This is a genomic window from Kitasatospora sp. NPDC005856, assembly GCF_040629945.1.
Taxonomy (GTDB): Bacteria; Actinomycetota; Actinomycetes; order Streptomycetales; family Streptomycetaceae; genus Kitasatospora.
This window is the reverse complement of record NZ_JBEXWT010000128.1, coordinates 1-21,349: the sequence shown is the minus strand read 5'-3', so window position 1 is coordinate 21,349 and position 21,349 is coordinate 1. Positions and strand designations below refer to the sequence as shown.

At 71.0% G+C, this 21,349-nt stretch carries 17 protein-coding genes and 1 pseudogene; 9 read left to right on the top strand and 9 right to left on the bottom strand.

All coding sequences use genetic code 11. The annotated features are described in order from the left end of the window. The 5 genes from ABZ449_RS38880 to ABZ449_RS38860 all read right to left on the bottom strand — a co-directional run. Positions 1 to 810, bottom strand: an 810-nt coding sequence (locus ABZ449_RS38880) for a pyridoxal-phosphate dependent enzyme (protein WP_360355953.1), incomplete at its 3' end; no start/stop codon positions are given. Between the two features lie 43 nt (positions 811 to 853). Next, a complete protein-coding gene (gene sbnB, locus ABZ449_RS38875; RefSeq protein ID WP_360355951.1) occupies positions 854 to 1,891 on the bottom strand; it encodes a 2,3-diaminopropionate biosynthesis protein SbnB in 1,038 nt (345 codons plus the stop codon). Positions 1,892 to 1,941: 50 nt separating this feature from the next. Then, positions 1,942 to 2,934: a TauD/TfdA family dioxygenase gene (locus ABZ449_RS38870; RefSeq protein WP_360355948.1), complete on the bottom strand. Its 993-nt coding sequence runs from the start codon at positions 2,932 to 2,934 to the stop codon at positions 1,942 to 1,944. Further along, positions 2,931 to 5,159, bottom strand: a complete 2,229-nt coding sequence (locus ABZ449_RS38865) for a non-ribosomal peptide synthetase (RefSeq protein WP_360355946.1) — start codon at positions 5,157 to 5,159, stop codon at positions 2,931 to 2,933. Before ABZ449_RS38865 ends, ABZ449_RS38870 begins: the two co-directional genes overlap by 4 nt. A gap of 278 nt (positions 5,160 to 5,437) precedes the next feature. After that, positions 5,438 to 7,027: an MBL fold metallo-hydrolase gene (locus tag ABZ449_RS38860; RefSeq protein ID WP_360355943.1), complete on the bottom strand. Its 1,590-nt coding sequence runs from the start codon at positions 7,025 to 7,027 to the stop codon at positions 5,438 to 5,440. Positions 7,028 to 7,592: 565 nt separating this feature from the next. Between ABZ449_RS38860 and ABZ449_RS38855 the strand changes: the two genes are divergently transcribed. The 3 genes from ABZ449_RS38855 to ABZ449_RS38845 all read left to right on the top strand — a co-directional run bounded on the left by ABZ449_RS38855 (position 7,593) and on the right by ABZ449_RS38845 (position 12,065). Beyond that, positions 7,593 to 8,840, top strand: coding sequence for a PLP-dependent aminotransferase family protein (locus tag ABZ449_RS38855; protein ID WP_360355941.1), 1,248 nt, complete (start codon positions 7,593 to 7,595; stop codon positions 8,838 to 8,840). 1,448 nt (positions 8,841 to 10,288) lie between these two features. Next, positions 10,289 to 11,326 (top strand): helix-turn-helix domain-containing protein, encoded by a 1,038-nt coding sequence (locus ABZ449_RS38850; protein ID WP_360355938.1) that lies wholly within the window; start codon positions 10,289 to 10,291, stop codon positions 11,324 to 11,326. A 217-nt stretch (positions 11,327 to 11,543) separates the two neighbouring features. Further along, complete coding sequence (locus ABZ449_RS38845; protein ID WP_360355935.1) at positions 11,544 to 12,065, top strand: hypothetical protein; 522 nt, start codon at positions 11,544 to 11,546, stop codon at positions 12,063 to 12,065. 42 nt (positions 12,066 to 12,107) lie between these two features. Here the strand turns inward: ABZ449_RS38845 and ABZ449_RS38840 are convergent, their stop codons facing one another. Next, the gene (locus tag ABZ449_RS38840) at positions 12,108 to 12,563 is read right to left on the bottom strand and encodes an SsgA family sporulation/cell division regulator (protein ID WP_360355932.1); all 456 of its coding nucleotides are present in this window, start codon (positions 12,561 to 12,563) and stop codon (positions 12,108 to 12,110) included. Positions 12,564 to 13,093: 530 nt separating this feature from the next. Between ABZ449_RS38840 and ABZ449_RS38835 the strand changes: the two genes are divergently transcribed. The 4 genes from ABZ449_RS38835 (at position 13,094) to ABZ449_RS38820 (ending at position 17,313) form a co-directional block, all read left to right on the top strand. Next, positions 13,094 to 14,344 carry a helix-turn-helix domain-containing protein gene (locus ABZ449_RS38835; RefSeq protein WP_360355929.1) on the top strand — a complete coding sequence of 417 codons (1,251 nt, stop codon included), beginning with the start codon at positions 13,094 to 13,096 and terminating at the stop codon, positions 14,342 to 14,344. Between the two features lie 274 nt (positions 14,345 to 14,618). Continuing rightward, a complete protein-coding gene (locus ABZ449_RS38830; protein WP_360355926.1) occupies positions 14,619 to 15,449 on the top strand; it encodes an alpha/beta hydrolase in 831 nt (276 codons plus the stop codon). Between the two features lie 142 nt (positions 15,450 to 15,591). Then, a complete protein-coding gene (locus ABZ449_RS38825) occupies positions 15,592 to 16,458 on the top strand; it encodes a helix-turn-helix domain-containing protein (protein ID WP_360355924.1) in 867 nt (288 codons plus the stop codon). 87 nt (positions 16,459 to 16,545) lie between these two features. Continuing rightward, on the top strand, positions 16,546 to 17,313 hold the full coding sequence (locus ABZ449_RS38820) for an alpha/beta hydrolase (RefSeq protein WP_360355921.1): 768 nt from the start codon (positions 16,546 to 16,548) through the stop codon (positions 17,311 to 17,313). Between the two features lie 162 nt (positions 17,314 to 17,475). Here the strand turns inward: ABZ449_RS38820 and ABZ449_RS38815 are convergent, their stop codons facing one another. Both ABZ449_RS38815 and ABZ449_RS38810 read right to left on the bottom strand, forming a co-directional pair. Then, positions 17,476 to 18,459, bottom strand: a complete 984-nt coding sequence (locus ABZ449_RS38815) for a glyoxalase (protein ID WP_360355919.1) — start codon at positions 18,457 to 18,459, stop codon at positions 17,476 to 17,478. A gap of 158 nt (positions 18,460 to 18,617) precedes the next feature. Next, positions 18,618 to 19,454 carry an alpha/beta hydrolase gene (locus tag ABZ449_RS38810; protein ID WP_360355916.1) on the bottom strand — a complete coding sequence of 279 codons (837 nt, stop codon included), beginning with the start codon at positions 19,452 to 19,454 and terminating at the stop codon, positions 18,618 to 18,620. Positions 19,455 to 19,826: 372 nt separating this feature from the next. Between ABZ449_RS38810 and ABZ449_RS38805 the strand changes: the two genes are divergently transcribed. Next, positions 19,827 to 20,381, top strand: coding sequence for a DNA starvation/stationary phase protection protein (locus ABZ449_RS38805; RefSeq protein ID WP_360355913.1), 555 nt, complete (start codon positions 19,827 to 19,829; stop codon positions 20,379 to 20,381). 167 nt (positions 20,382 to 20,548) lie between these two features. Further along, positions 20,549 to 21,010 carry an SsgA family sporulation/cell division regulator gene (locus tag ABZ449_RS38800; protein WP_360355911.1) on the top strand — a complete coding sequence of 154 codons (462 nt, stop codon included), beginning with the start codon at positions 20,549 to 20,551 and terminating at the stop codon, positions 21,008 to 21,010. A gap of 132 nt (positions 21,011 to 21,142) precedes the next feature. Here the strand turns inward: ABZ449_RS38800 and ABZ449_RS38795 are convergent. Further along, a pseudogene (locus ABZ449_RS38795) lies at positions 21,143 to 21,349 on the bottom strand (DoxX protein); the annotation flags it as partial.

Here is a 21,349-nt window from a genome sequence, read left to right as displayed (position 1 = left end):
GCCGGCCACCACCGTCCCGGTGGAGCCGCCGAAGAGGAACCCGTGGCCGGCCAGTCGGTGGCAGGCCCGGATCGTGTCGGCCTCCGGGACCGTCACCACCTCGTCCACCAGGGACTCGTCCAGCAGCGGCGGCCGCACTCCGGAGCCGAGGCCGGGGATCATCCGGCGTCCCGCCGGTCCGCCGAAGACCACTGAGCCGACGCTGTCCACCGCGACGATCCGCACGCCGGGCCGGTGCTCCTTGAACCAGCGGGCGCAGCCCATCAGGGTGCCGGTGGTTCCGGCGCCGACGAAGAGCAGGTCGAGCTCCGGGAACTGGTCGGCTATCTGTGGAGCCGTCAGTCGGTAGTGGGACCGCCAGTTGTCCGAGTTGACGTACTGGTTGAGCCAGAGGTAGCGCTCGTCGCTCTCGCAGAGCCGCTGGACGTACGCCAGCCGAGCACCGAGGAACCCGGTCACCGGATCCGGCTCCGTGATGACGTGCACCTCGGCGCCGAACGCCGCCATGATCTGGCGCGTGGCCGGATTGCAACGGGCATCGGTGACGCAGACGAAGCGGTGGCCCTTGCTCGCCGCGATCATGCTGAGCGCGACTCCCAGGTTCCCCGAGGAGGACTCCACCAGGATCGAGTCGAAGCCGAGCAGCCCCGACTTCTCGGCCGTCTCGACCATCTCCAGGGCGGGCTTCTGCTTGATCGAGCCGGAGAAGTTGAAGCCCTCGCACTTGAGATAGAGGGGCAGCTCGAAGGAAGAGGCCAGGTCTACGTACAGGCCGGCCTCATTGTATTCGTGAGGTGCCGAGATGATCACCGCTTGCCTCCCGCAGCCGCGCTTGTCAGGGGATCCGGGCCGGTCAGCCGTAGCGGCGCAGCTCGTGGAAGAAGTCCTCGACGACCCCCAGCTCTCCGGCGCTGAGCACGGTGTCGTAGACGTGCTTGCCGACCGCGAGGTCGAGCACCCCGAGGCCGAAGGGGGAGAACACCACCGGCCGGTCGGCGGCGGGGGTCAGCCGCCCGGTGAGCACGTCGTCCAGGGTGCCGTCGATGAAGTCGCGGTGACCGACCCGCTGTTCGGCCAGGTGCACCGAGGTGTCCGCCTTCAGGCAGTGCTCCACGTCATCGACGATGTTGGTCGAGGCGAGCACCACCTCGGGGGACAGGTCGCGCAGCGAGACGTGCAGGACCACCGGGTTGTGCGAGAACCAGGCCGGGTCGGTGACGTGCGGGGCGCCGGCGGTGGTGGCGAAGACCAGCAGGTCGCTGCCGCGGACCACGTCCTCGGCGCTGCCGTGCACGGTGACCCTGGCCGATCCGTCGGTGGAGCGCTTCAGGTAGTCGGCGTAGCCGTGGGCGTGCTCGGCGGACAGGTCGAACACGCCGAACTCGTCGAAGGACCAGCCGGTGCCGGCCAGGTAGTCGTTGATGTAGCGGGCGATCAGGCCGACCCCGAAGAAGCCGATCCGCCGGGGGCGGTCGTCGTGCTTGGTGAGGTGGTCGGCCGCCAGCGCCGCGGAGGCCGCGGTGCGGCTGGCACTGATGATCGAGCTCTCCAGGCAGGCCAGCGGGTAGCCGGTGTCGTGGTCGTTGAGGATCAGCACGGCCGAGGCGCGGGGGATGCCGCGCTCCAGGTTCTCCGGGAAGCTGGAGATCCACTTGATGCCGTCCACCGGGGTCTCGCCGCCGATGGAGGCGGGCAACGCGATGATCCGGGAGCTGGGGCGGTCGGGGAAGCGCAGGAAGTACGACGGCGGGTTGACGGTGTCACCGGCGCCGTGTGCGCGGTAGGCGGACTCGATGAGGTCGACGACCTGCCGGTGCCGGCCGTCGAGGACCCGGTGGACCTGGCCGCCGGAGATCACGGCGAACGGGGGCACAGCGGTGTTGTCGGACATGCGGACTCCGTGGTTCTGGGCTGGGCGTGGGCAGATCGGCTGAGGCCGGGTCAGGACCGGAGGTGGTCGGGAAGGCGGACCGGGTCGCCGAGGATGGCGACGATCTCCCGCCTGCCCTGGTAGGGGGCCCGGCTGTGTGCCATCCGGAGGTTGTCGAGCAGCAGGACGTCGCCGTCCTGCCAGGGCTCGCCGACCGCGGCCTTGAGGTAGACCTCGTTGATCGTGTGGACGGTCTCGTCGGAGATCACCGAGCCGTCGCCGTAGGCGGTGTTGAAGGGCAGGCCGTCGGGGCCGTAGACGTCGACCAGGTAGTCGCGGATCACCGGGTCCATGGTCCGCTCGTTGAGGAAGGCCACCTGGTTGAACCAGACCGGGGCACCGGTGCGCGGATGCCGGACCACGGCGGCACGCCGCTGCCGGGTGCGCAGCCGGTCGCCGGGCAGCCACTCGTGCTCCAGACCGGCGGCCGCGCAGTACGCGTCGACCTCGGCCCGGCCATCGGTCTGGAACGCGTCGCTCCAGGGGACACCGACCTCGTGGTACATCCGGGTGAGGAGCCAACCCTCGCGGGTGAAGCGCTCCACCAGCTCGGCGGGCAGTGCCTTGAGCACCTCCTGGCCGTCCGCCACCTCGGTCATCCCGCCACCGGCCGGCGCGGTCAGGCAGCCGAACAGCAGCAGGCTCGGGACCTCGGCGGCGTAGCTGAGCTCGTGGTGCATGCACATGGGCTCGTCGGCGGGCCACTCGGAGGCGGAGTAGACGCCGTCGGCGTGCCTGCCGCGCGGGGCGAACCGCTCCCGCTCGGTCATCCTCCCGATGCCCAGGCCGTCGGCGACCGCGGCCACTTGGGCGGCCGAGCCGACGTCCAGGCCGCGCAGCAGCACCGCCCCGTGATCGGCGACCAGTGCCCGCACCTCGTCGCGGTGCCCGGCCGCCCAGCCGGCGGCCCCGCCGGGGCCGGGAGCCGCCGTCAGGACGTGCAGGCCGCCGGGTCGGCGCTGCGCGCCCGGGGTCGCCGGGTCGGGGATGGTCGTGGAGCTCACGGTGTCGTCCTCTCGGGGGAGCTTGCGTCGATCCGGTCCAGCAGGGCCGCCACCTCGGCGACCGTGGGGGTGTCAGCCAGGTCCTTGACCGTCAGCACCCGGTCCAGCGCGATCACCAGGCGGATCGCGGTCATCGAGGTGCCGCCGAGCTCGGCGAATCGCGAGTCGCGGCCGATGCGCTCCAGTGGCACCTTCAGCAGCTCGGCCCACAGCAGGGCGACCCGGCGCTCGGAGTCGGTCGCCGGGGCCTCGACGGCGCCGTCGAGGGCCCGCTCGGACTCGGCGGCCATCCGCAGCAGCGCCTTCTTGTCGGTCTTGCCGTTCGCGGTGAGTGGCAGCTCCGGGATCCGGTAGAGGCGCTGCGGCACCATGTAGGCGGGCAGCGCCGCCGTCAGGGCCTGCCCGACGTCGGTGGGGGACGGAGCGTCCCGGCCGGTGAAGTAGCCGACCAGCTGCGGCTTCCCGGAACCGCCGGCGATCACAACGGCGCCGTCCCGCACGCCCGGGACCCGGAGCAGCCGGTTCTCGATCTCGCCGATCTCGATCCGGAAGCCGTTGATCTTCACCTGCGAGTCCCGTCGGCCGAGGAACTCCAGGGTTCCGGAGGGCAGCCAGCGGCCGACGTCGCCCGAGCGGTAGAGCCGCTGACCCGGTCGGTGCGGGTCGAGGCCGAACGCCGCCTCGGTGCGCGCCTCGTCGTTGATGTAGCCGCGGCCGACGCAGACCCCGGAGAAGACGATCTCGCCGGGAGCGCCCAGCGGGACCGGGTCGAGCCGATCGTCCACGACATACACCCGGACGTTGCGGACCGGTCGCCCGATCGGCACCGACCGATGGTCCGGCACCCGGTCCATCACCTCGTGGTTGGTGTCGTCGGAGGTCTCGGTGAGCCCGTAGGCGTTGACCAGGAGCACGTCGGGGAAAGCGGCGAACCAGCGCTGGGCGAGCTCCTTCTTGAGCGCCTCACCGGTCACCGAGACGCAGCGCAGCGCGGGCAGCGGCCGGGGCCGCTCCTGCAGCGCCGACAGCACCACGTCCAGGTAGGAGGGGACCAGTTGGAGCACCTGGATGCCGTGGTCGGCCACCGTCCGGACGAACCGGTGGACGTCCAGGACGGTCTCCTGCTCGATGATGTGGGTGCGGCCGCCCACCAGCAGCGCGCTGACCAGCTGCCACAGCGAGATGTCGAAGCACTGCGGCGCGGTCTGCGCCACCACCTGGCCCTCCTCGATGCCGAGATCCTCGATCTTGGCCAGAAGATGGTTGAGGAAGCCGTCGTGCTCACACATCGCGCCCTTGGGCTCACCGGTGGAGCCCGAGGTGAAGTAGATGTACGCGAGCTGGTCGGCGGCCACCGTGAGGCCGAGGTCGTGGTCCGGGCCCTGCCAGGCCAGCAGCTCGTCCAGGTAGGAGAGTTCGACGTCGGAGCGGCCCCGGAGCGCCTCGTCGAGGTGCGGCACGCCGCGCTCGGCGAGCACCCAGCGGGCCTCGCTGCGGCCCAGTACCGCGGTGATCCGGTCGGCCGGGAAGTGCGGCTCCAGGGGCAGGTAGCAGCCGCCCGCCTTGAGTACCGCCAGCACCGCCGCCAGCCACTCCAGGGTGCGCTCGGTCACCACGGCGACAACGTCCTCGGAGCGTAGCCCACGCTGGTGCAGCTGCCGGGCGATCCGGTTGGCCCGCCGGTTCAGCTCCTGGTAGCTCCAACCGCGCTCGCCCTGCACGGCGGCGACGACGTCGGGGTGGTGGCGCACCCGCTCCTCGAACAGCTCGTGGAAGCGGCGATCGGGCAGCGGGCGGACCGGGCCGGCGAACGCCTCCAGCTGGCTGCGCAGTTCCGCCTCCGGGAGCAGGCTGCGCAGCCGGTGGGGCTCGCCCGGGTCTGCGGTCAGCCGGTGCAGGGCGGTCAGCAGGTAGCCGGCGACCTGCGCCGGCGGCACGTACCCCTGGGCGCCGACGCCCTGCCAGGCCAGCTCGGCCTCGGCCCGCCCCGGCGGTGTGGCCACCCGGGCGACCAGGTCCTCCCAACTGCCCTCGTCCGACGAGAGGTCGGAGGAGCCGGTGACCGCCGCGGCCACCTTGAGCCGGGCGGCCAGGTGCACTGTGTCGGTGCCGACGCCGGAGGCGTCGGCGAGCCGCTGGACCGCGGTCGCGAGATCCGCGGGCACCACGGGGAGGTACTCCCGCATCGGTGCGCCGTCGTCGGGACGGCGGGTGCTGTCGATCATTGAGGGTTCCCTCGTTCAGCCGATCCACGGACCCGGATCGGTTGCCCACAAGAAATGCCGGGCGGCCGTCCGGCCGCCCGGCCGGAGCCGCGCGTGAGGGTCGGGCAGGGCCGGCCGCGGGGACTGCCGAGCGCGGCCCGGTACCGTCGGTCGACCGCTCGGCGAACCGTGTGCGGTACGGCTGCGGGGGAGCCGCCCGGGCCCGCCGCGCGGTCTGGTCGCGACACCGGGTCGCGGGCATGGACCCCGCAGCGGGCCGAAGGTCGTACCCGAGACTGCTACCAGCGCCACTCACGCTGGTTGAACAGGTGCTCGGCGGTGAAGCCGCGCTCCTTGCACCAGCCGAGGAACTCCTCGATCTGCTTGAGCTGGTAGGTGTCCGGGTGGTAGGTGGTGGCCATCACGTGACCCTGCCAGCTCTCCTCGCCCATGGCGTAGATGTACGCCTCGGTGGCGCCCAACTCGACCATGATGTCGCCGGCCTGCGCGGCGTTCGAGCCGGACAGCTTGCGCGAGTCGCTCATCTTCTTGGTGACCGGCTTGGTGAACAGGCCGCCGTACAGCCACGTCAGCGGTGCACCGTCGCACTCCATGCCCAGGAAGGCCATGTCGACCTGGCCCAGGTTGTTGCGGATGTAGCGGTAGAGCACCGGGTCGATGCCCGAGGAGTCCGCACCGACGAAGACGTTCTTCCCGGCCAGTTCGACCCAGAAGGTCGACTTGGAGCGGATGTCCAGGTCGGAGTGCTCGCCGAGGAACGGGGTGGCCACCACGCGGCCGCCCTTGAAGGGCACCTCGTCGAAGTCGTCGACCTCGATCACCGGCAGGCCGATCTCCCGGAGGTAGAGGCCCATCGACGGGTCCTCCAGGTTGCCCCGAGAGGAGCGCGGAACCACGATGGCGCCGACCCGACCGCGCAGCTGCAGCAGGGTCTCCAGCACGATGTGGTCCTGGTGCCCGTGGGTGATCAGGACCAGGTCGATGTAGTCCGGCAGGTCGTCCAGGGTGTAGCGGTCGCCCTGGGTGTTGTCGGTGCTGATGAACGGGTCGGTCACGATCGACACGTCGGGGGTCTGCAGCACCAGGCAGGCGTGGCCGAAGTAGCGGATCCGGCCGCCATCCTCGATGTGCCGGTCCGCGGACAGGCTCGGCTCGGTGGTCAGCAGCTTGTCGAGCTGCGCCGCCTGCGTCTCGTCGAGGCCGAGCGCCTCGACCAGCGCGGCGGCCGTGGTGGGCTTGGTCCGGGCCTGGAACAGCGCCTCCAGACCGGGGTGGTTGAACGGGATCTGCAGCTCGAGCACGTCGGGCGAGGGGAGCCGCGGGGTGCTCAGGATGAACGGGCGCTCGACACCGTCGTCCAGCGACAGCTGAACCGACTGGCGCCGCTCGTCGAAGGCCGGGCTCTTGTAGGTGAGCGGCTCGAGGAAGCGGAGCGCGGCTTGGTTGCTGGTGTCGTACGCCATCTCGACCAGCCCGTTCAGGGCGGTCGGCAGCTTCGGGTAGAGCGGGGTGAGGTCGAAGCCGGTGGCGTTCTGGCGCACCAGCTCCTCGCCCTCGGCGATCGCTTCGGCGAAGGCCAGCATGTCGGCCCGGTCCCTCTTGATCGTCTCGAGCAGCTCCGCGACCTCGCCGGCGCGCTCCTCGGGGACGTTGACGAAGTAACCGCCGCGCAGGTCAGGGTTGTTGCTGGCCGCGACGTGCACCTGTGGGGACTGCAGGTACGACTCGAGCAGCGGCACCTGCAGGAACGCCAGGTTCATCGACGCCGGGACCGGTGCGAACGTGAACATCCAAGCGTAGAACCTGTCGACCAGCGGCTCGATGATCACGTTCGAGCGGAGATACCTCAGCTCGCTACTGTCGCCCATGTGTTCCCTCCAACTGGAATTCTGCTGCCGAACTACGGGCCCGGGATCGCATGGCAAAACCGACAGTCGCGCCGTATTCGACGGGAAAAGAGAAAAGGCCCGCGGCCATTGACGAAATGCAGCTGACACGCAACTCATTGCACGGCGCGGCGCTACGGCTCCTCACTATGGCATCGGGTCGCAGCGTTGATCAATGCCGGGCCGCCGCAGCCGCGTTGTCGGCCGGACGCGTCGGCCCGCGGCCGGCCGACCTGCGTTCAACTGCGGCATCGCGCCGGTTGGACGCAGGTCGAGCGGACCGGTCGATGACACCCGAGCATTGATCCACGATGCGATGCCGCGTCATAGTGCTCCGACGGAGTGGGCTCAGTCAGGATCGCTTTGAGTCGACGCTCGAAGACCATCGCGCCGGACCGGGGGCGCGGGATGCCTGCGACCGTACGTGTGGGTGATCGGCTGTCCCCCCGACGAACTGGCGGTTTTGATGATGCGCAGCGAGCTCCGGCCGGCGCCGGAAGAAAACAGCCTGCGGAAGGAGGAGCTGCACTTCAGCCTCTCCGACCCCGTGCTTGACACGATGAATTTCCTCAACGAGGTGACGCAGCGCTATCCGGATGCGATCTCCTTCGCCCCGGGCCGCCCGTACGACGGCTTCTTCGAGACCGAGGACGTCTTCGCGCACATCCGGCGCTACCTCGATCACCTGGAGGAGACCGGGCACTCGCCGGCCCAGGTCCGTGACGCGCTCTTCCAGTACGGCCCGGCAAGCGGCCGGATCCGCGAGCTGGTGGCCGAGTCGCTTCGCCTGGACGAGAACACCGACGTACCGGCCGAGTCCATCGTGATCACCGTGGGCTGCCAGGAGGCGATGTTCCTCGCGGTGCGTGCACTCGTCTCCGGCCCCGAGGACGTGCTCATGGCCTCCAGTCCCTGCTACGTGGGGATCACCGGTGCGGCCCGGGTGCTGGGCGTCGAGCTGATCGCTGTCGAGGAGGACGCGTCCGGCTTCAGCTGCGCCGAGCTGGAAGCGGCGATCCTGGCCGAACGGGCGCGCGGGCGCCGGCCCCGGGCCTTCTATGTGGTCCCCGACCACTCGAACCCCTCGGGGACCACGATGCCGCTGGAGGCTCGGCACGAGCTGCTCGAGTTGGCGGCCCGTCAGGACATCCTCATCCTGGAGGACAGTCCCTACCGGATCGTCAGCCCCGGGCAGCAGCTGCCGACCCTCAAGTCCCTCGACAGCGGTCGCCGGGTGGTCCATCTCGGGTCGTTCTCCAAGACCCTCTTCCCCGGTTCGCGGGTGGGCTTCGCGGTGGCGGACCAGCTGGTCGTGGACAGAGCCGGCAACCGCGGCCTGCTGGCCGATGAACTCACCAAGATCAAGAGCATGGTGACGGTGAACACCTCCCCGCTGAGCCAGGCCGCGGTGGCCGGCATGCTGCTCGGCGGCGGCGGACGGGCCTCGGGGCTGAACGCCAGGACCTCGGAGTACTACGGGGAGGCGATGCAGGCCACCCTGCGTCGGCTCGAAGAGTGCTTTCCACGGGAGACCCGGGCGGAACTCGGGGTTCACTGGAACAAGCCCAGCGGGGGCTTCTTCCTGGCCGTGACCGTTCCGTTCCGTGTGGACAACGTCGCGCTGACGCGCTCGGCGCAGGAGTTCGGAGTCATCTGGACCCCGATGTCCTACTTCTATCCCCAGGGCGGCGGAGAGCACGGCATGAGACTGTCCGTCAGCTGCGTCACGCAGCAGGAGATCGCGGACGGCATCGGTCGGCTGGCGCGGTTCATCCGGGCGGCAGCCGAGGCGTGACCGCCACGAACTCCGGTTCGTGACGGCGGTCTACAGGTCGCCGGCCGTCCAGGGGCGGGCCGGCGGTGGCGAGGTCTCCGCAGGTGGGTCGCAACCGGTCGTGCTGCGGTGGCTTGGGAGTCTTGTCGGCGTCGGTCGGCGTCGCTCTGCGCAGACCCCGCGGCGCGCGACTGCTGGGACTTCACCGTTCGGACGGCATCACGAATCGAATCCCAGTGCCGTCGTGCTCCACTTCACCCATGGTTTCGATCACGTCTGCGAGATCTCTTGGCGGGCGCTTGCATCACGGGGGAGCGCTTCCTGGGCGGAGGCCGGCTATCCGAGAAGTGTGATTCATGCCGGCTGTCTCCAGCCGCGATCCTGGCCGAACTGCACCAGTGCGCGGCGGATCCGTAGGACCTGCTCGCGGGAGAGCGACGGTGCTGCCTTCGGTGCTGCCTTCAATAGGAGATCGGGCGTGTGCGCCGTGCACTTCTCCTCGGTGCGCATCGCACAGGGGGTCGCCGCTGTCCGTCGAGCTGACCGCAGTGGCAGGGAAGTCCACCAAAGGGATCTTCGGTGACGCCGGCGTCGCCTTGACGTCGGCCTCCGCTGCCATCTGAACGGACGAGGCCTCCGGGCCGCGGCCGCCACCCTCGATCTCGAATCCGACCGGCCTGAGCGTACCGGGGAATCCGGGATCAGCAGGTCGTTCACGCGCAGAAGGACATCCTCTCCACCATGGTCCGGGGCGATGAATCCATGGCCTCGCGCACGTCGAACCTCACCCGCGACCGGAAACGTGCCGACCCCGAAGGAATTCGGACTCTTTTCCAAGGAAATAACCGGTAATTAGTATTGCTTTACCGTGGTCGGCATTGCGACGGCCGCCAGGGTGTCCTCGCCCTTGCCGGCCGCGGCCCGTTCAACTGCGGCGGTCGACAGTTGAACGCCGCGCTGACGTTCGGGGAACCCGCTTGATCGTCCCCGACCGGTGCCAGCAGGGGGGGCGGGATCGCGGCTCGACGTGAGGTTGTGGAGCGCCCGACCGCCTCTTGCGTATCGAACTCCTGCGGTTGTTGAGTACTATCCAACTTTGGCGGGTTGAGAACTCTCCATGCGGATGTGGGAGATGGGTCATGCACGCGTGATGGTTACATGGGGAGAGGTGTCGCGCGATGGTGGAGTGAGTTCGCCTCGCGGCCTCGCCTCGGCGCTCTCCCGAATGTGATGAGGTGTTACCCATGCGTCGCAGTGGTATGCATTCGGCGATTCTGCCGTGGGGTATGGCGGTGTGGGCTGTAGTGGAGGAGTAGAGGCCGAGAGGATCTTGATGCGAAGGTCATGCGCTTTGCGTACAGGTGCTCTTGCGTAACTGTGGGTGATGCGTGCAGCAGGCTTAAGCTGTTCTTCATCATGGGGGAAATGCATTGACTCGTTCAACCGTTGGCTCTTTCAAATCAAGAAATTTGACGACCGGCAAGGGGGTGACCGTCGAGCCGACTGCCGGGGCTGTTCCTGTCGACTTCCGCCAGCGGGCGGTTGTGGCGGTTTCGATCGGTTCCCTGCTGCCCGGCGAATCCCCTCGCTTGAGCGGGGCGGACGGGGATCACGTCGCCCGACTGGCCGAGCTCGACGCACCACTTCCACCCATTCTCGTCGATCGGCGCAGCATGCGGGTGATCGACGGAATGCATCGTCTGATGGCTGCTCTCCTGAAAGGGCAGGAGACCATAGATGTCGAGTTCTTCGACGGTAGCACCGACGATGCGTTCTTGTGGGCCGTTGAAGCGAACGTCACCCACGGCTTGCCGCTGTCGCACGCTGATCGCCGTGCCGCGGCTGCGCGGATCGTGGTCTCCCATCCGCACATGTCCGACAGGGCGATCGCGCGGGCGGCGGGCCTGGGGGCCAAGGCCGTGGCGGCGATCCGGCGGTGCTCGAGCGAGGCTGTACCGGAGTTGGGTGCCCGAGTCGGACGGGACGGCAAGGTCCGCCCGCTGAGCAGCGTGGCCGGCCGGCAGCGGGCCGCCGAACTGATCGCTGAGCGTCCGCAGGCCTCGCTGCGCGAGGTGGCGCGGCTCGCGGGGATATCTCCGGCGACGGTCAGCGACGTTCGCCGACGTCTTGAATCCGGCGAGGACCCGGTGGGTGCCCGGTCCGCGGCGGGCGGCGCGCCCCGCGAGTCCGCCACCGTGGCCGGAGTCCCCCGGCAGCGCACCGAACGGCGGATGCGGTTGGTGCAGCGCGATCCGGCCACCGTGCTGGAGAAGCTGCTGCGGGATCCCTCCTTGCGCCACAAGGAGGAGGGCCGGTTGCTGCTGCGACTGCTGCGGCAGAACGCCATCGGGACGGACGAGTGGACCGAGTTGACGGCCGTGGTGCCGCCGCACTGCGGGGTACTGGTGGCGAACCTCGCGCGTCAGTACGCCGAGACATGGCGGGAGTTCGCCCAGGAACTCGACGAACGCGTGCAGTTGGTCGGGGACCTGGCCGTCGCCGAGTGATCCTTCCTGTAGCGGCGGTGCGAGGGATGGCACTGACGGTACCGGGGGCACGCGTCGGTCCGCTCGGCTTGACTTCGAGCCCCACCGAGATCCTTCTTGGTGGGGCTCTCCGTTCGCCGGAAATCGAGGCGGCCTCTGCTTGATCACGTGTTTCCGTCGGGAGGCACGTCGACTGCGGGGCCGGATCCTCGGAGGGCGGGAACAGGGAGGCGAGCCGGTGGTCCTCCTCGGTCACGGGGGCCTCGGTCGTGCCGCGCCGCCAGGTGACGAGGATCTCGTATTCGTCGTTGAAGGGGGTGTTGTCGATGTGGAGCATGTTGTCCTGCGCCAGGACCGACAACGGTTCGGCGTCCTTCGCCCGGGCATCGACGATCCGTACGGGCCCGCCGACGGCGTAGGAGATGAGGGCGACCATCAGCGGGTGGAGCAACGGCTGGTTGACCGCGGGATCGGTGAGCAGCCCGATGGTCCTGCGCAGGTCGACGAAGCGGTGGATGAAACTGCCGCTGCCCTCCTGGGCCGTGATCTCGCCGTACCGCTCGACCAGTGCCTGGAAGGCCTGGGTGTCGACGATGTCCGCGAGGACGACCGCGCCCTTCTCGGTCATCTGGTCCAGCAGGTGCCGCAGCGCGGTGCCCGTCTCGGCCGCGGAGCCGGGGGCCAATTCCTCGGACCTGCCCTTCCGCCTCTGGAGGGCCGCTGCCCGTCAGGTGCTGCGTACGGTCCTCCACCCGTGTGAGGCCGGTGAGGGCGGGCTGGTCGTGCCGGTGGGGCGCGGAGGTCAGGCGGTGAGGCCGTCGAGTTCGGCGGGCCAGTCGATGAGGGTGCCCTCGGTGCCCTGGGGGACGAGGGTGAAGGTCTCGCGGCGGAGCCAGCGGCGGACCTGGCGAGTGGGGAGGTCGACGAGGGCGACGTGGTCGCGGTTCCTGAGCATGATGCGCAGGGCGGCGCGACCGTGGCAGGTGCAGGGGGGCCAGATGCGGACGTCGCCGAGGCCGGTGGGCCGTTGGAGGCCTTCCCAGAGGAGGTCGCGGGAGAAGTGCCAGGTGCCGGCTTCCGCGGCGGGGCCGAGGAACTCGAGTCCGACGGCGAGCGGGTCGTCGCCGCGGTAGGCGAGGCGTACCGGGACGTCGACGGACTCGTGTTCGCCGAGGACGAGCCGGGCGTCGAGGGTCAGGTCGGTGCCGGCGGCTTCCGGGTGGGGCTGGGGGTCGGAGAGGGGGTGGTGGGCGGGCACGGGGGTTTCTCCTGGCGATGGCGATGGCGTGGGGGGAGGGGGAGTGCGGGCGCCGGACGCCCTGGGCACCGGTGGCCGGTGGCGGTGCGGCGCTCTCGCCTCGGGCCCTGGGAGCTGCCGGGAGCAGGGGGAGGCGGAACGGCTCCCAGGCTAGGAAGCGGTGCCGGGGGTGGGTGTTCCGGCCGTGCACCGCGAGGTGACGATCCGCGCACCGATCGCCCGACGGGCATGGCGGGGCGTGGGCTCCTCGGTGTCGGGTGGGTGCGGTCCTGAGGTCGGGGAGCGGTGTGGCCGGCGGTCGCGCGGTCGGCCGTCGTGGCGGCTGACGTAACGTCAATTCCCGTATGTCGGATGAGAGTTCATGGATCGCGGTCGTCTCCGGGCTTCGTCCGGGGAGCCGCTTCCGGCTGTCGGTGCGGGCCGGGGCGGTCGCTGTCCGGCACCGGTGGAGCCGTCGGATCCTCGGTTTGTCGAACGTTTGTCGAGCCCGTTTCGCTCCTTGTATGAATGGCGCCAGGAGGCTTGTGATCATGCAGAGATGGAACCAGCGCTCGCGTTCGGGAGGCGAGGTGCTGCAGACGTTGGTGGACGGCCTGGCCGAGGAGCTGGGGCGCTCGGTCGTTCTCGACGACCCCCTGGTGCGGTTGATCTGCACCAGCCGGCACTTCGGCGACGAGGACCGGGTGCGCGTGCGCACGCTGCTCCAGGGCACCGCGGACGACGAGACCATCCGCTACGTGCTGTCGCAGGGGGTCGCCCGGTGGACCCGTCCCGGGATCCTGCCGGGCCGCGACGACCTGGGGCTCCGGCCGCGCTACTGCGTCCCGGTCCTGGAACGCGGCCACATGCTGGGCATCCTGATGGTCGTGGCGGCGGGCGAGCCCCTCACCACGGCCGAGACCGAGGCCATCGACCGGGTGGCCCGCGCCGTGGCGGTCGAGATGTACGCCGAGCGGCGAGCCTCGGACGAGGACGAGGAGCACGTCCGCGCTCTGGTGAGCCGGCTGGTCGGCTCGGACTCGACGCAGCGCTGCGCCGCGCACCAGCGCGTGGTGGACGACGGTCTGCTGCCGGCCGGCCCGCACGTCGTGGTGACCAGCGTGGCGGTCTCCGGGTGGCACGGGCCCTCCGGCCAGACCGAGGTGGCGCTGCGCGCCGCGCTGGAGCCGTTCCGGCGGACCCGTACGGCCCGCGGCCTGTCGATGGTCGACCAGGACCGGGCGGTCCTGGTGCAGGTCTTCGAGCGGGAACCCGCGGAGGACGGCCTGGAACAGCAGTGCCGCGCCGTCGTCCGCTCCCTGACGACCTTCCTGGGCCCGGAGCCGACCGTGGCGGTGGGCGTGGGCGGGCGCCGGACGGCGCTGGCCGACGCCTGGATCTCCTACGACCAGGCCCGGGTGGCGGTGCGCGCGGCCCGTCGGCTGCCCCGGCTGCAGGGCATCGGCGACTGGGAGCGGCTCGGGGAGTACGCGGTGTTCCTCCAGCTGCCCGAGAGCGCGCTCGACGACTCCCTCCTGCCCAAGCCGCTTCGGCGCCTGCTGGAGGGCGGCGGAAACGCCCGGCTGGAGGAGACCCTGCGCTGCTACCTGGACAACGCCGGTTCGGTGCCCAAGACCGCGGAGGCCCTGGAACTGCACCGCACCTCGCTGTACTACCGCCTGCGCCAGATCCAGGAGATCACGGGCCTGGACCTGGACGACGGTGCGCACCGCCTGGTGCTGCACCTGGGGCTGCGGCTGCGCGACCTGCTGCAGGTTCCGGCGGAGGCGGCCTACCGGTAGGCCGCGAGCGCGCCCGGGACGCGGCCCTGCCGCAGGTGACGTCCTTGCAGGTGACGTCGTCGCAGGTGGCGGCGTTGCAGGTGACGTCCTGGCAGGACGGCGTTGCTACAGAGCGATGAAGCGTCGTCGGGCAATCCCTACGTCGGTCGGTGGTCACGGGTTCGGCCCACCGCGAGAATCCTCACTACGAGCTGCCGCTCATCCCCCCGGCGACCTACGGGTCCCGGACTCCTCGGACCCGACGAGCCGATACGAACGGACAAGAACGAGCACCATGCACCAACTGATCACTGACGACGGTGTGCGCCTGGACTACCGCGACAGCGGTGGCGACGGGGTCCCGCTGGTGATGCTCCACGGCTGGGGGCAGACGCAGGAGATGTTCCGCCACCAGTACGAGGGCCTGGCACCGGGCCGGCGCGTCGTGACGGTGGACTTCCGCGGCCACGGCCGCTCCGGAAAGCCGCGCCACGGCTACCGCATCGCGCGCCTGGCCCACGACGTCCTCGGCCTGCTCGACCACCTGGGCCTGGAGACCTTCGACGCCCTGGGCTGGTCGATGGGCGCCTCGGTGTGGTGGAGCTTCATCGACCGGCACGGCACCGGTCGCATCCGTCGGCTCGTCCTGGTCGACCAGCCGGCCGCCGTGGCGGCGGTGCCCTGGACGGCACCGGCCGAGCAGCGCGAGTCCGGCGCGATCTTCGACGTGGCGGGGCTGCTGGAGCTGTGCGCCGCGCTGGCCGGCCCGGACGGTGCCGCGGTCCGCGAAGGCTTCGTCCGCTCGATGTTCAGCGGCGACACCGACCCGGACCTGCTCGCCTTCGTGACCGAGCAGATCCGCGCCACCCCGGCGTACGCGGGCGTTCCGCTGCTCTTCGACCACTGCGCCCAGGACTGGCGCGACGTCCTCGACTGCATCGACGTGCCGACCCTGGTGCTCGGCTGCGAGGGGAGCCACGTGGACCCGTCGTCCCAGCGCTACATCGCCGAGCGGATCCCCGGTGCCCGCCTGCACGTGTTCCCGAGGAGCGTGGCGAGCTCGCACTTCCCGTTCCTGGAGAACCCCGGCGAGTTCAACGCCGTCGTGGAGAAGTTCCTCTCCTGAACGCCCTGCCGCCGATGAACGCCCTACAGCCGACGGTGCCACCTCCACCGGGCGCCGGACGGCGGGCGATCCTCCCCCACACCTCGCACTGAACCCCACGAACCGGTCGGAGCCTTCCATGATCCTCTCGGGTCCCTCACTCATGCCCGAAACCCCCGCACCCGAAAGCCGGGTCCACCTGCCCGATCAGGCCGCCGGCGCCTGCATCGACGTCCTGTCCCCGCCGCCCGGGGCCGATCCCGAGGACTGCCTCTACGTCACCCTGCACGTCCGGGGGGCGGCCTCGGTGCGGCGTCACGGTGTCAGTACCGCGCTGGCTCCGGGGGACCTGCTGATCGGTACCTCGCCGCATCCGGCCGGCCTGCTGCGGGAGGCCGGGTGCCGGACGGTGCGTTTCCGGCTCCCGTGCTTCTACCTGGGGGTGCGCCATGGTGACGTGCGGCGTACGGGTGGTCTGGTGGCGCGGGGGAGCGAGGGTGTCGGTGCGCTCGCCTCGCAGTTCCTGCTGACGTTGGCCGCCCGGGTGCGGGACCGGGCCGGGGTGCCCGGGGCGCGGCCTGGTGACCACCTCGCGCGCAGTGTCTCGGATCTCGTGGCGATCCTGGTGACGGAGTTGTTGGAGGAGGAGGGTCCTGAGCAGCCGGGCGGTGGCTCGGCGGAGTTGCTGGCGCGGATCCGGGCCCACATCGAGGAGAACCTGGCGGATCCGGACCTCGCGCCGGAGTCGATCGCCCGGGCGCAGCACATCTCGGTGCGCTATCTGCACAAGCTGTTCCAGCAGGAGGGGATGACGGTGGGCCAGTGGGTGCGGCAGCGGCGGCTGGACGCGTGCCGGCGGGAGCTGGAGCGTCCGTCCCGGCGGCAGACCAGCGTGTCCGCGGTCGCGCACCGGTGGGGCTTCGTGAGTCACTCCCACTTCAGCCGGGCGTTCCGCGACGCCTACGGGGTCTCGCCCCGCGAGTGGCAGGCCTACGCGGCGCAGACCGACGACCGGAACACGGCCTCCTGACCTCTCCACCACGACCGCTTCCACGCTCCGTCGATCCCGTCGATCCCACCGATGCCCCGCCGCCCGGGCGCCATCCGAAAGGCCGCCATGTCCTCCACCCGGCCCACCGTCGTGCTCGTCCACGACGGCTGCTCCGACGCCAGCACCTGGTTCGGCGTCGTCGCCGAGCTCCACGGACGGGGCCTGACGGTCCTCGCCGTCGCGAACCCGTTGCGGGGCCTGGCCCATGACGCCGCCTACCTGGCGTCCGTGGTGGCGGGCATCGACGGCCCCGTCGTGCTGGTCGGTCACTCCTACGGGGGCGCGGTGATCACGGAGGCCGGCTCCGCGCCGAACGTGGTGGCGCTGGTCTACGTGGCGGCCTACCTGCCCGACGTGGGGGAGAGCTACCAGGCGCTCGCGGACCGGTTCACCCCCGCACCGCTGATCTCCCGGCTGCGCCGCACGGAGTTCACCACCGGCGGCGCCCAGCGGGAGACGGAGCTCTCCGTGCCGGCGGAGTGCTTCCGGCCGCTGGTCGCCGCCGACCTCGACCCGGAGGTGGCGCAGGTGCTCGCCGCGCTCCAGCGCCCGGCCGCCGAGCGGGTGCTGACCGACGAGCCGACGGTGGCGGCCTGGCGCGGCACGCCCTCCTGGGCCCTGGTGACGGGGGCCGACCAGGCGCTGGCGCCGTCGATCCAGCGCTTCACCGCCCAGCGGGCCGGCGCCACCGTCCTCGAACTGCCCGAGGCCTCCCACAGCGTGGCGGTCTCCCGGCCCACGGCGGTCGCGGAACTCGTCCAGGACGCCGCCAGATCGGTTTCCGTACGGCCGGGGGCGGCGCCGAGGGCGGGGGTGGCCGCCCACGGGTGGTGAGCGGGGCGGAGCGTCACCCGAGGGCCGGACAGGAGTCGGACAAGGGCCGGGCAACGGTCGGACAAGGGTGCGAGTGCGTCGACGGGCGGCCGGGCTGCGAGGTGCCCGGCCGTTCGTCGACGCACCGGAGGCGGCCCGCCGACGACTGTGCCGGGCCGGTCGTCAGCGGTCGGTGTGGATCTCCGCGATGTAGCCGCCGGGGAACTGCACCATCGCGCTGTCCCGGCCGCCCGCGCGGACCGGTCCGGACAGCACCGTCGCGCCGGCGGCCTCGGCCCGCTCCAGGGTGGCGCCGAGGTCGGGAACGCCGTAGCCGGTGAGCTCCCGGCCGTACGGGTGGGGCAGGTGGCCGTCCGTCACGGCGACCGTGGTGGTGCCGAAGCCCGAGGTGAGGCGGATGAGCCGGTACGTGGTGCCGGGCAGGCCGATGGCGGTGCCGTCGGCCCTGCGGTCGTCGGCGACGATCCGGCCCTGGGTGAAGGCGAGGTAGCTGCGCAGGAAGGCGCCGACCGCGTCCGCCGACAGGTAGAGCCGGTTCTCCGGCACGCTGGCCAGGGCGGGGTAGGACGGCGGCGTGGTGTGGACGTACAGCTGGGCGCTGATCCCGCCGGGGAACTGGACGACGGCGTCGCGGCCGATCGGGTCGGCGAACGGCGACACGGTGACGGTCGCGCCGTCGGCACGGGCGGCGCGGACGGCCTGGTCGAGGTCGGTCACCAGCCAGCCGGTGCGTTCGGTGCCGAAGGGGTACGGGACGGGCGTGGTGTAGTCGAACACCGACAGCGTGCCGACCGGGGACACCACCAGCTCGGAGAGCGTCCGGCTGGGCGTCGGGGTGACCTGGGTGGAGACCGGGCCGATGGTGGTGCCGCCGAAGGTGGACGTCCAGCTCGTCACGAAGGCCTGCTCGGTGCCGGGCGCGACGTAGACGTGGGTGGAATCGTACTGCGGGCCGACAGCGAACTGCCGGTGGGCACCCGGCCGTTCGGCCTGAGTGCCCTGGGACGAGCCTTGGGGCGAGCCCTGGGACGAGGCCGTGGGCGTGTCCTGGGTCGTGCGCTGGGCCGCCGAGGCGGCGGGGATCGCGGTCAGGGCGGAGAGTGCCGCCACCAGCGGGACGATGCGGCGGGCTAAGCGGAGCTTCACGGGGGACCTCCTGGTCGTGACACGCGCCCGGCGTCCACTGGAGGGGACGCCGGGCGCGTGTGGGTGGCCGGTACCGCCGTCTCCGTCGGGCCTGGGGCGGCGACGGCGGTACCAGGGTCGGTCGGACGGCCGCGGCCGGGGGAGCGCGGCCGTCCGGGTCACTTGGCGAGGAAGGTGAGCAGCGCGGTGTTGACTTCCTCGGCGTGGGTCCAGAGCAGGCCGTGCGGGGCGCCCTCGATCTCGACGTAGTCGGCGGAGGGCAGGGCCTTGTGGAAGACGCGGGCGGTGTTGTCGATCGGCAGGGTGCGGTCGCCGGTGCCGTGCAGGATCAGGGCCGGCACGTCGATGCGGGCGACGTCGCCGCGGAAGTCGGTGTACCAGGTGCTGGGCGCGGCCGAGGCGGCGAAGGCGCCACCGGAGGCGGCGACGTTCCAGCTGTTGCGGACGGCCTCCTCGCTGATCCGGGTGCCGAGGTTCTCGTCCAGGTTGTAGAAGTCGTTGAAGAAGTCGGTGTAGAAGGCGTACCGGTCGGCCTTCACGGCGGCGACGATGCCGTCGAAGAACTCCAGGGGGGCGGCGCCGTCCGGGTTGTCGTCGGTCTTGAGCAGGAACGGCTCCAGCGAGGCGAGGAAGGCGACCTTGGCGATCCGCTCGGAGCCGTACTTGGCCACGTAGCGGGCGGTCTCGCCGGTGCCCATGGAGAAGCCGACCAGGACGGCGTCGCGCAGGTCGAGGGTCTCCAGCAGGGTGTGCAGGTCGGCGGTGAAGGTGTCGTAGTCGTAGCCGGTGGTGGGCTGCGAGGACTGGCCGAAACCGCGGCGGTCGTAGGTGATGACCCGGTAGCCGGCCTCCAGCAGGGCGGCGCTCTGGCGCTCCCAGGAGTGGCCGTTCAGCGGGAAGCCGTGGATGAGGACGACCGGCTGGCCGGTGCCGTGGTCCTCGTAGTAGAGGTCGATGGAGGTGGAGTTCTCCTGGCCAACGGTGATGTACGGCATGGGTGTTCCCTTTCCTACGGGAGCTGCTGGGGGGAGCTGCCCACGGCAGCGTCCCGCGGCAGTGCTCGGTTGCGACGGGTTCCACGTTAGGCGCGGTGGCTGCCGTCCGATTGCCTCTGAGAGCACGTCGATTCGCCCCAGAGTGCCGCGGGCGGGCGCACCGGTCGGCCGTTCGGGTGACACCGGCGCGACCCACGGGTCCGGTGCGCTGACCGATCGCGGACAGTGCGCGGTCAGGACACACCGCCGGCCCGTGCGTTCCTAGCCTGAGGGCCACGGAAGTCAGTGATCCGGAGGCCTCGGGCGAGGCCGCCGTCAGGGGTTCGGCCATCGCCACTGACCACCTCCGACCCCGCACGAATCAGGAGCACCATGAGCAGCCAGCCGCGCCTCCACCAGCACGGTCCCGAGATCCAGGAGTTCGGCACCGTCACCCAGTTGCCGATCGCGCTCTCCCACGACGCCCGGCAGTACTCGTGCCAGCGGCTCAACCGGGTCCTCGCGGACACCCAGTTCCTGTACGGACTGTACAAGAAGTACCACTGGGGCATGCGCGGGCCGACCTCGTACCAGCTGCACCTGCTCTTCGACAAGCACGCCCAGGAGCAGCTGGAGCTGGTCGACGCGCTCGCCGAGCGGGTGCAGAGCCTCGGCGGCGTCGCGGTGGGCGATCTCCGTCACGCCGCGCAGATCACGGGCGTTCCGCGTCCGCCGGACGGCATCGAGGGCGTGCGGTCGATGCTCTCGCGCCTCCTCGACGCGCACGAGACCATCCTCGCCGACGTCCGTGACGCCGCCCGCCGCACGGCGGAGCTCGGTGACGACGGCACCCAGGACCTCCTGGTCTCCCAGATCATCCGCACCGGCGAGACCCAGGTCTGGTTCCTCGCCGAGCACCTGGTCGTCGCCCCCGAGACCGGGGAGTGACCGCGGGCCGGGCCTGTTCGTCGGCAGGCCCGGTTCCGCTTCGTGCCGGGCCCGTTCGTCGGCGGGCCCGGCACTTTTTCATGCCGTTTTCCGCGCCGTTCTCCGTGCCGTTCTCCGTGCCGCTCTCATGCCGTTCCTTCGTTCCGCTCATCGTCCCTGGAGGTGCCGTGCCCGGCCGCCATTCCTTCCCCGATCACGGCCCCGCGGCGGGCGCGGTCTGCGCCACGCCCGTACTGGACGCACAACTCGGCCTGGGGGAAGGCCGGTTCATCGATCTGCAGGTGCGCTTCGTGTACCGCGTCGACGAGCCGTTCGCCGTGGTCATGGAGTTCCCCGGCTCCGATCCGGCGGTCGGCACCTGGGAGTTCTCCCGCGACCTGCTGTGGAAGGGCCTGCGCCGGCCGACCGGGATGGGCGACGTGCGGATCCTGCCGCCGTGCCGCTGCCACGGGCGCCGGGGGCTTCGGATCACGCTCAGGGGGGACGACGGCACCGCCACGATCGACGTCCCCGTCGAGCCGGTGGAGAGCTGGCTGCGCGAGCGGAGCTTCGGCCTGGTGCCGCGGGGCAGGGAGTCCGGACTGATCGACTGGGACACCGAGCTGAGCCGCCTGGCCGCTGGTCGCTGAGGCGCTCCGGCCGGGACGAGGAGAGGGGAGGTGCCGCCGGTGTGGTGGCGTGCGAACGGGCTCGGGCCCCTGGAAGGTTTCCCTTCCAGGGGCCCGAGCCCGTTGCGTGGCGTCCGTTGCGTGCTGCCCGTATCAGCTGCGGTGCAGGGCGAGGCGGGTGGCCAGGCCACCGCCGACGCCCGCGAGGACGGCGGCGGGCAGGCACCACAGGGGCCAGTCGGCGAGGCCGAGGGCCCCGTCGACCGACCACTGTCCGGGGCCGGTGGCGGTCAGTGCGGCACCGATGACGATCAGGACGAGCGGGAACTCGTAGCCGTCGTGCTGGACCCACAGGCCGTG

Bases quoted from the DNA above. Each gene is read 5' to 3' on its own strand.
- sbnB (WP_360355951.1), bottom strand. From the start codon at position 1,891: ATGTCCGACAACACCGCTGTGCCCCCGTTCGCCGTGATCTCCGGCGGC.
- ABZ449_RS38865 (WP_360355946.1), bottom strand. From the start codon at position 5,159: ATGATCGACAGCACCCGCCGTCCCGACGACGGCGCACCGATGCGGGAG.
- ABZ449_RS38860 (WP_360355943.1), bottom strand. From the start codon at position 7,027: ATGGGCGACAGTAGCGAGCTGAGGTATCTCCGCTCGAACGTGATCATC.
- ABZ449_RS38835 (WP_360355929.1), top strand. From the start codon at position 13,094: ATGCAGAGATGGAACCAGCGCTCGCGTTCGGGAGGCGAGGTGCTGCAG.
- ABZ449_RS38830 (WP_360355926.1), top strand. From the start codon at position 14,619: ATGCACCAACTGATCACTGACGACGGTGTGCGCCTGGACTACCGCGAC.
- ABZ449_RS38825 (WP_360355924.1), top strand. From the start codon at position 15,592: ATGCCCGAAACCCCCGCACCCGAAAGCCGGGTCCACCTGCCCGATCAG.
- ABZ449_RS38820 (WP_360355921.1), top strand. From the start codon at position 16,546: ATGTCCTCCACCCGGCCCACCGTCGTGCTCGTCCACGACGGCTGCTCC.
- ABZ449_RS38810 (WP_360355916.1), bottom strand. From the start codon at position 19,454: ATGCCGTACATCACCGTTGGCCAGGAGAACTCCACCTCCATCGACCTC.
- ABZ449_RS38805 (WP_360355913.1), top strand. From the start codon at position 19,827: ATGAGCAGCCAGCCGCGCCTCCACCAGCACGGTCCCGAGATCCAGGAG.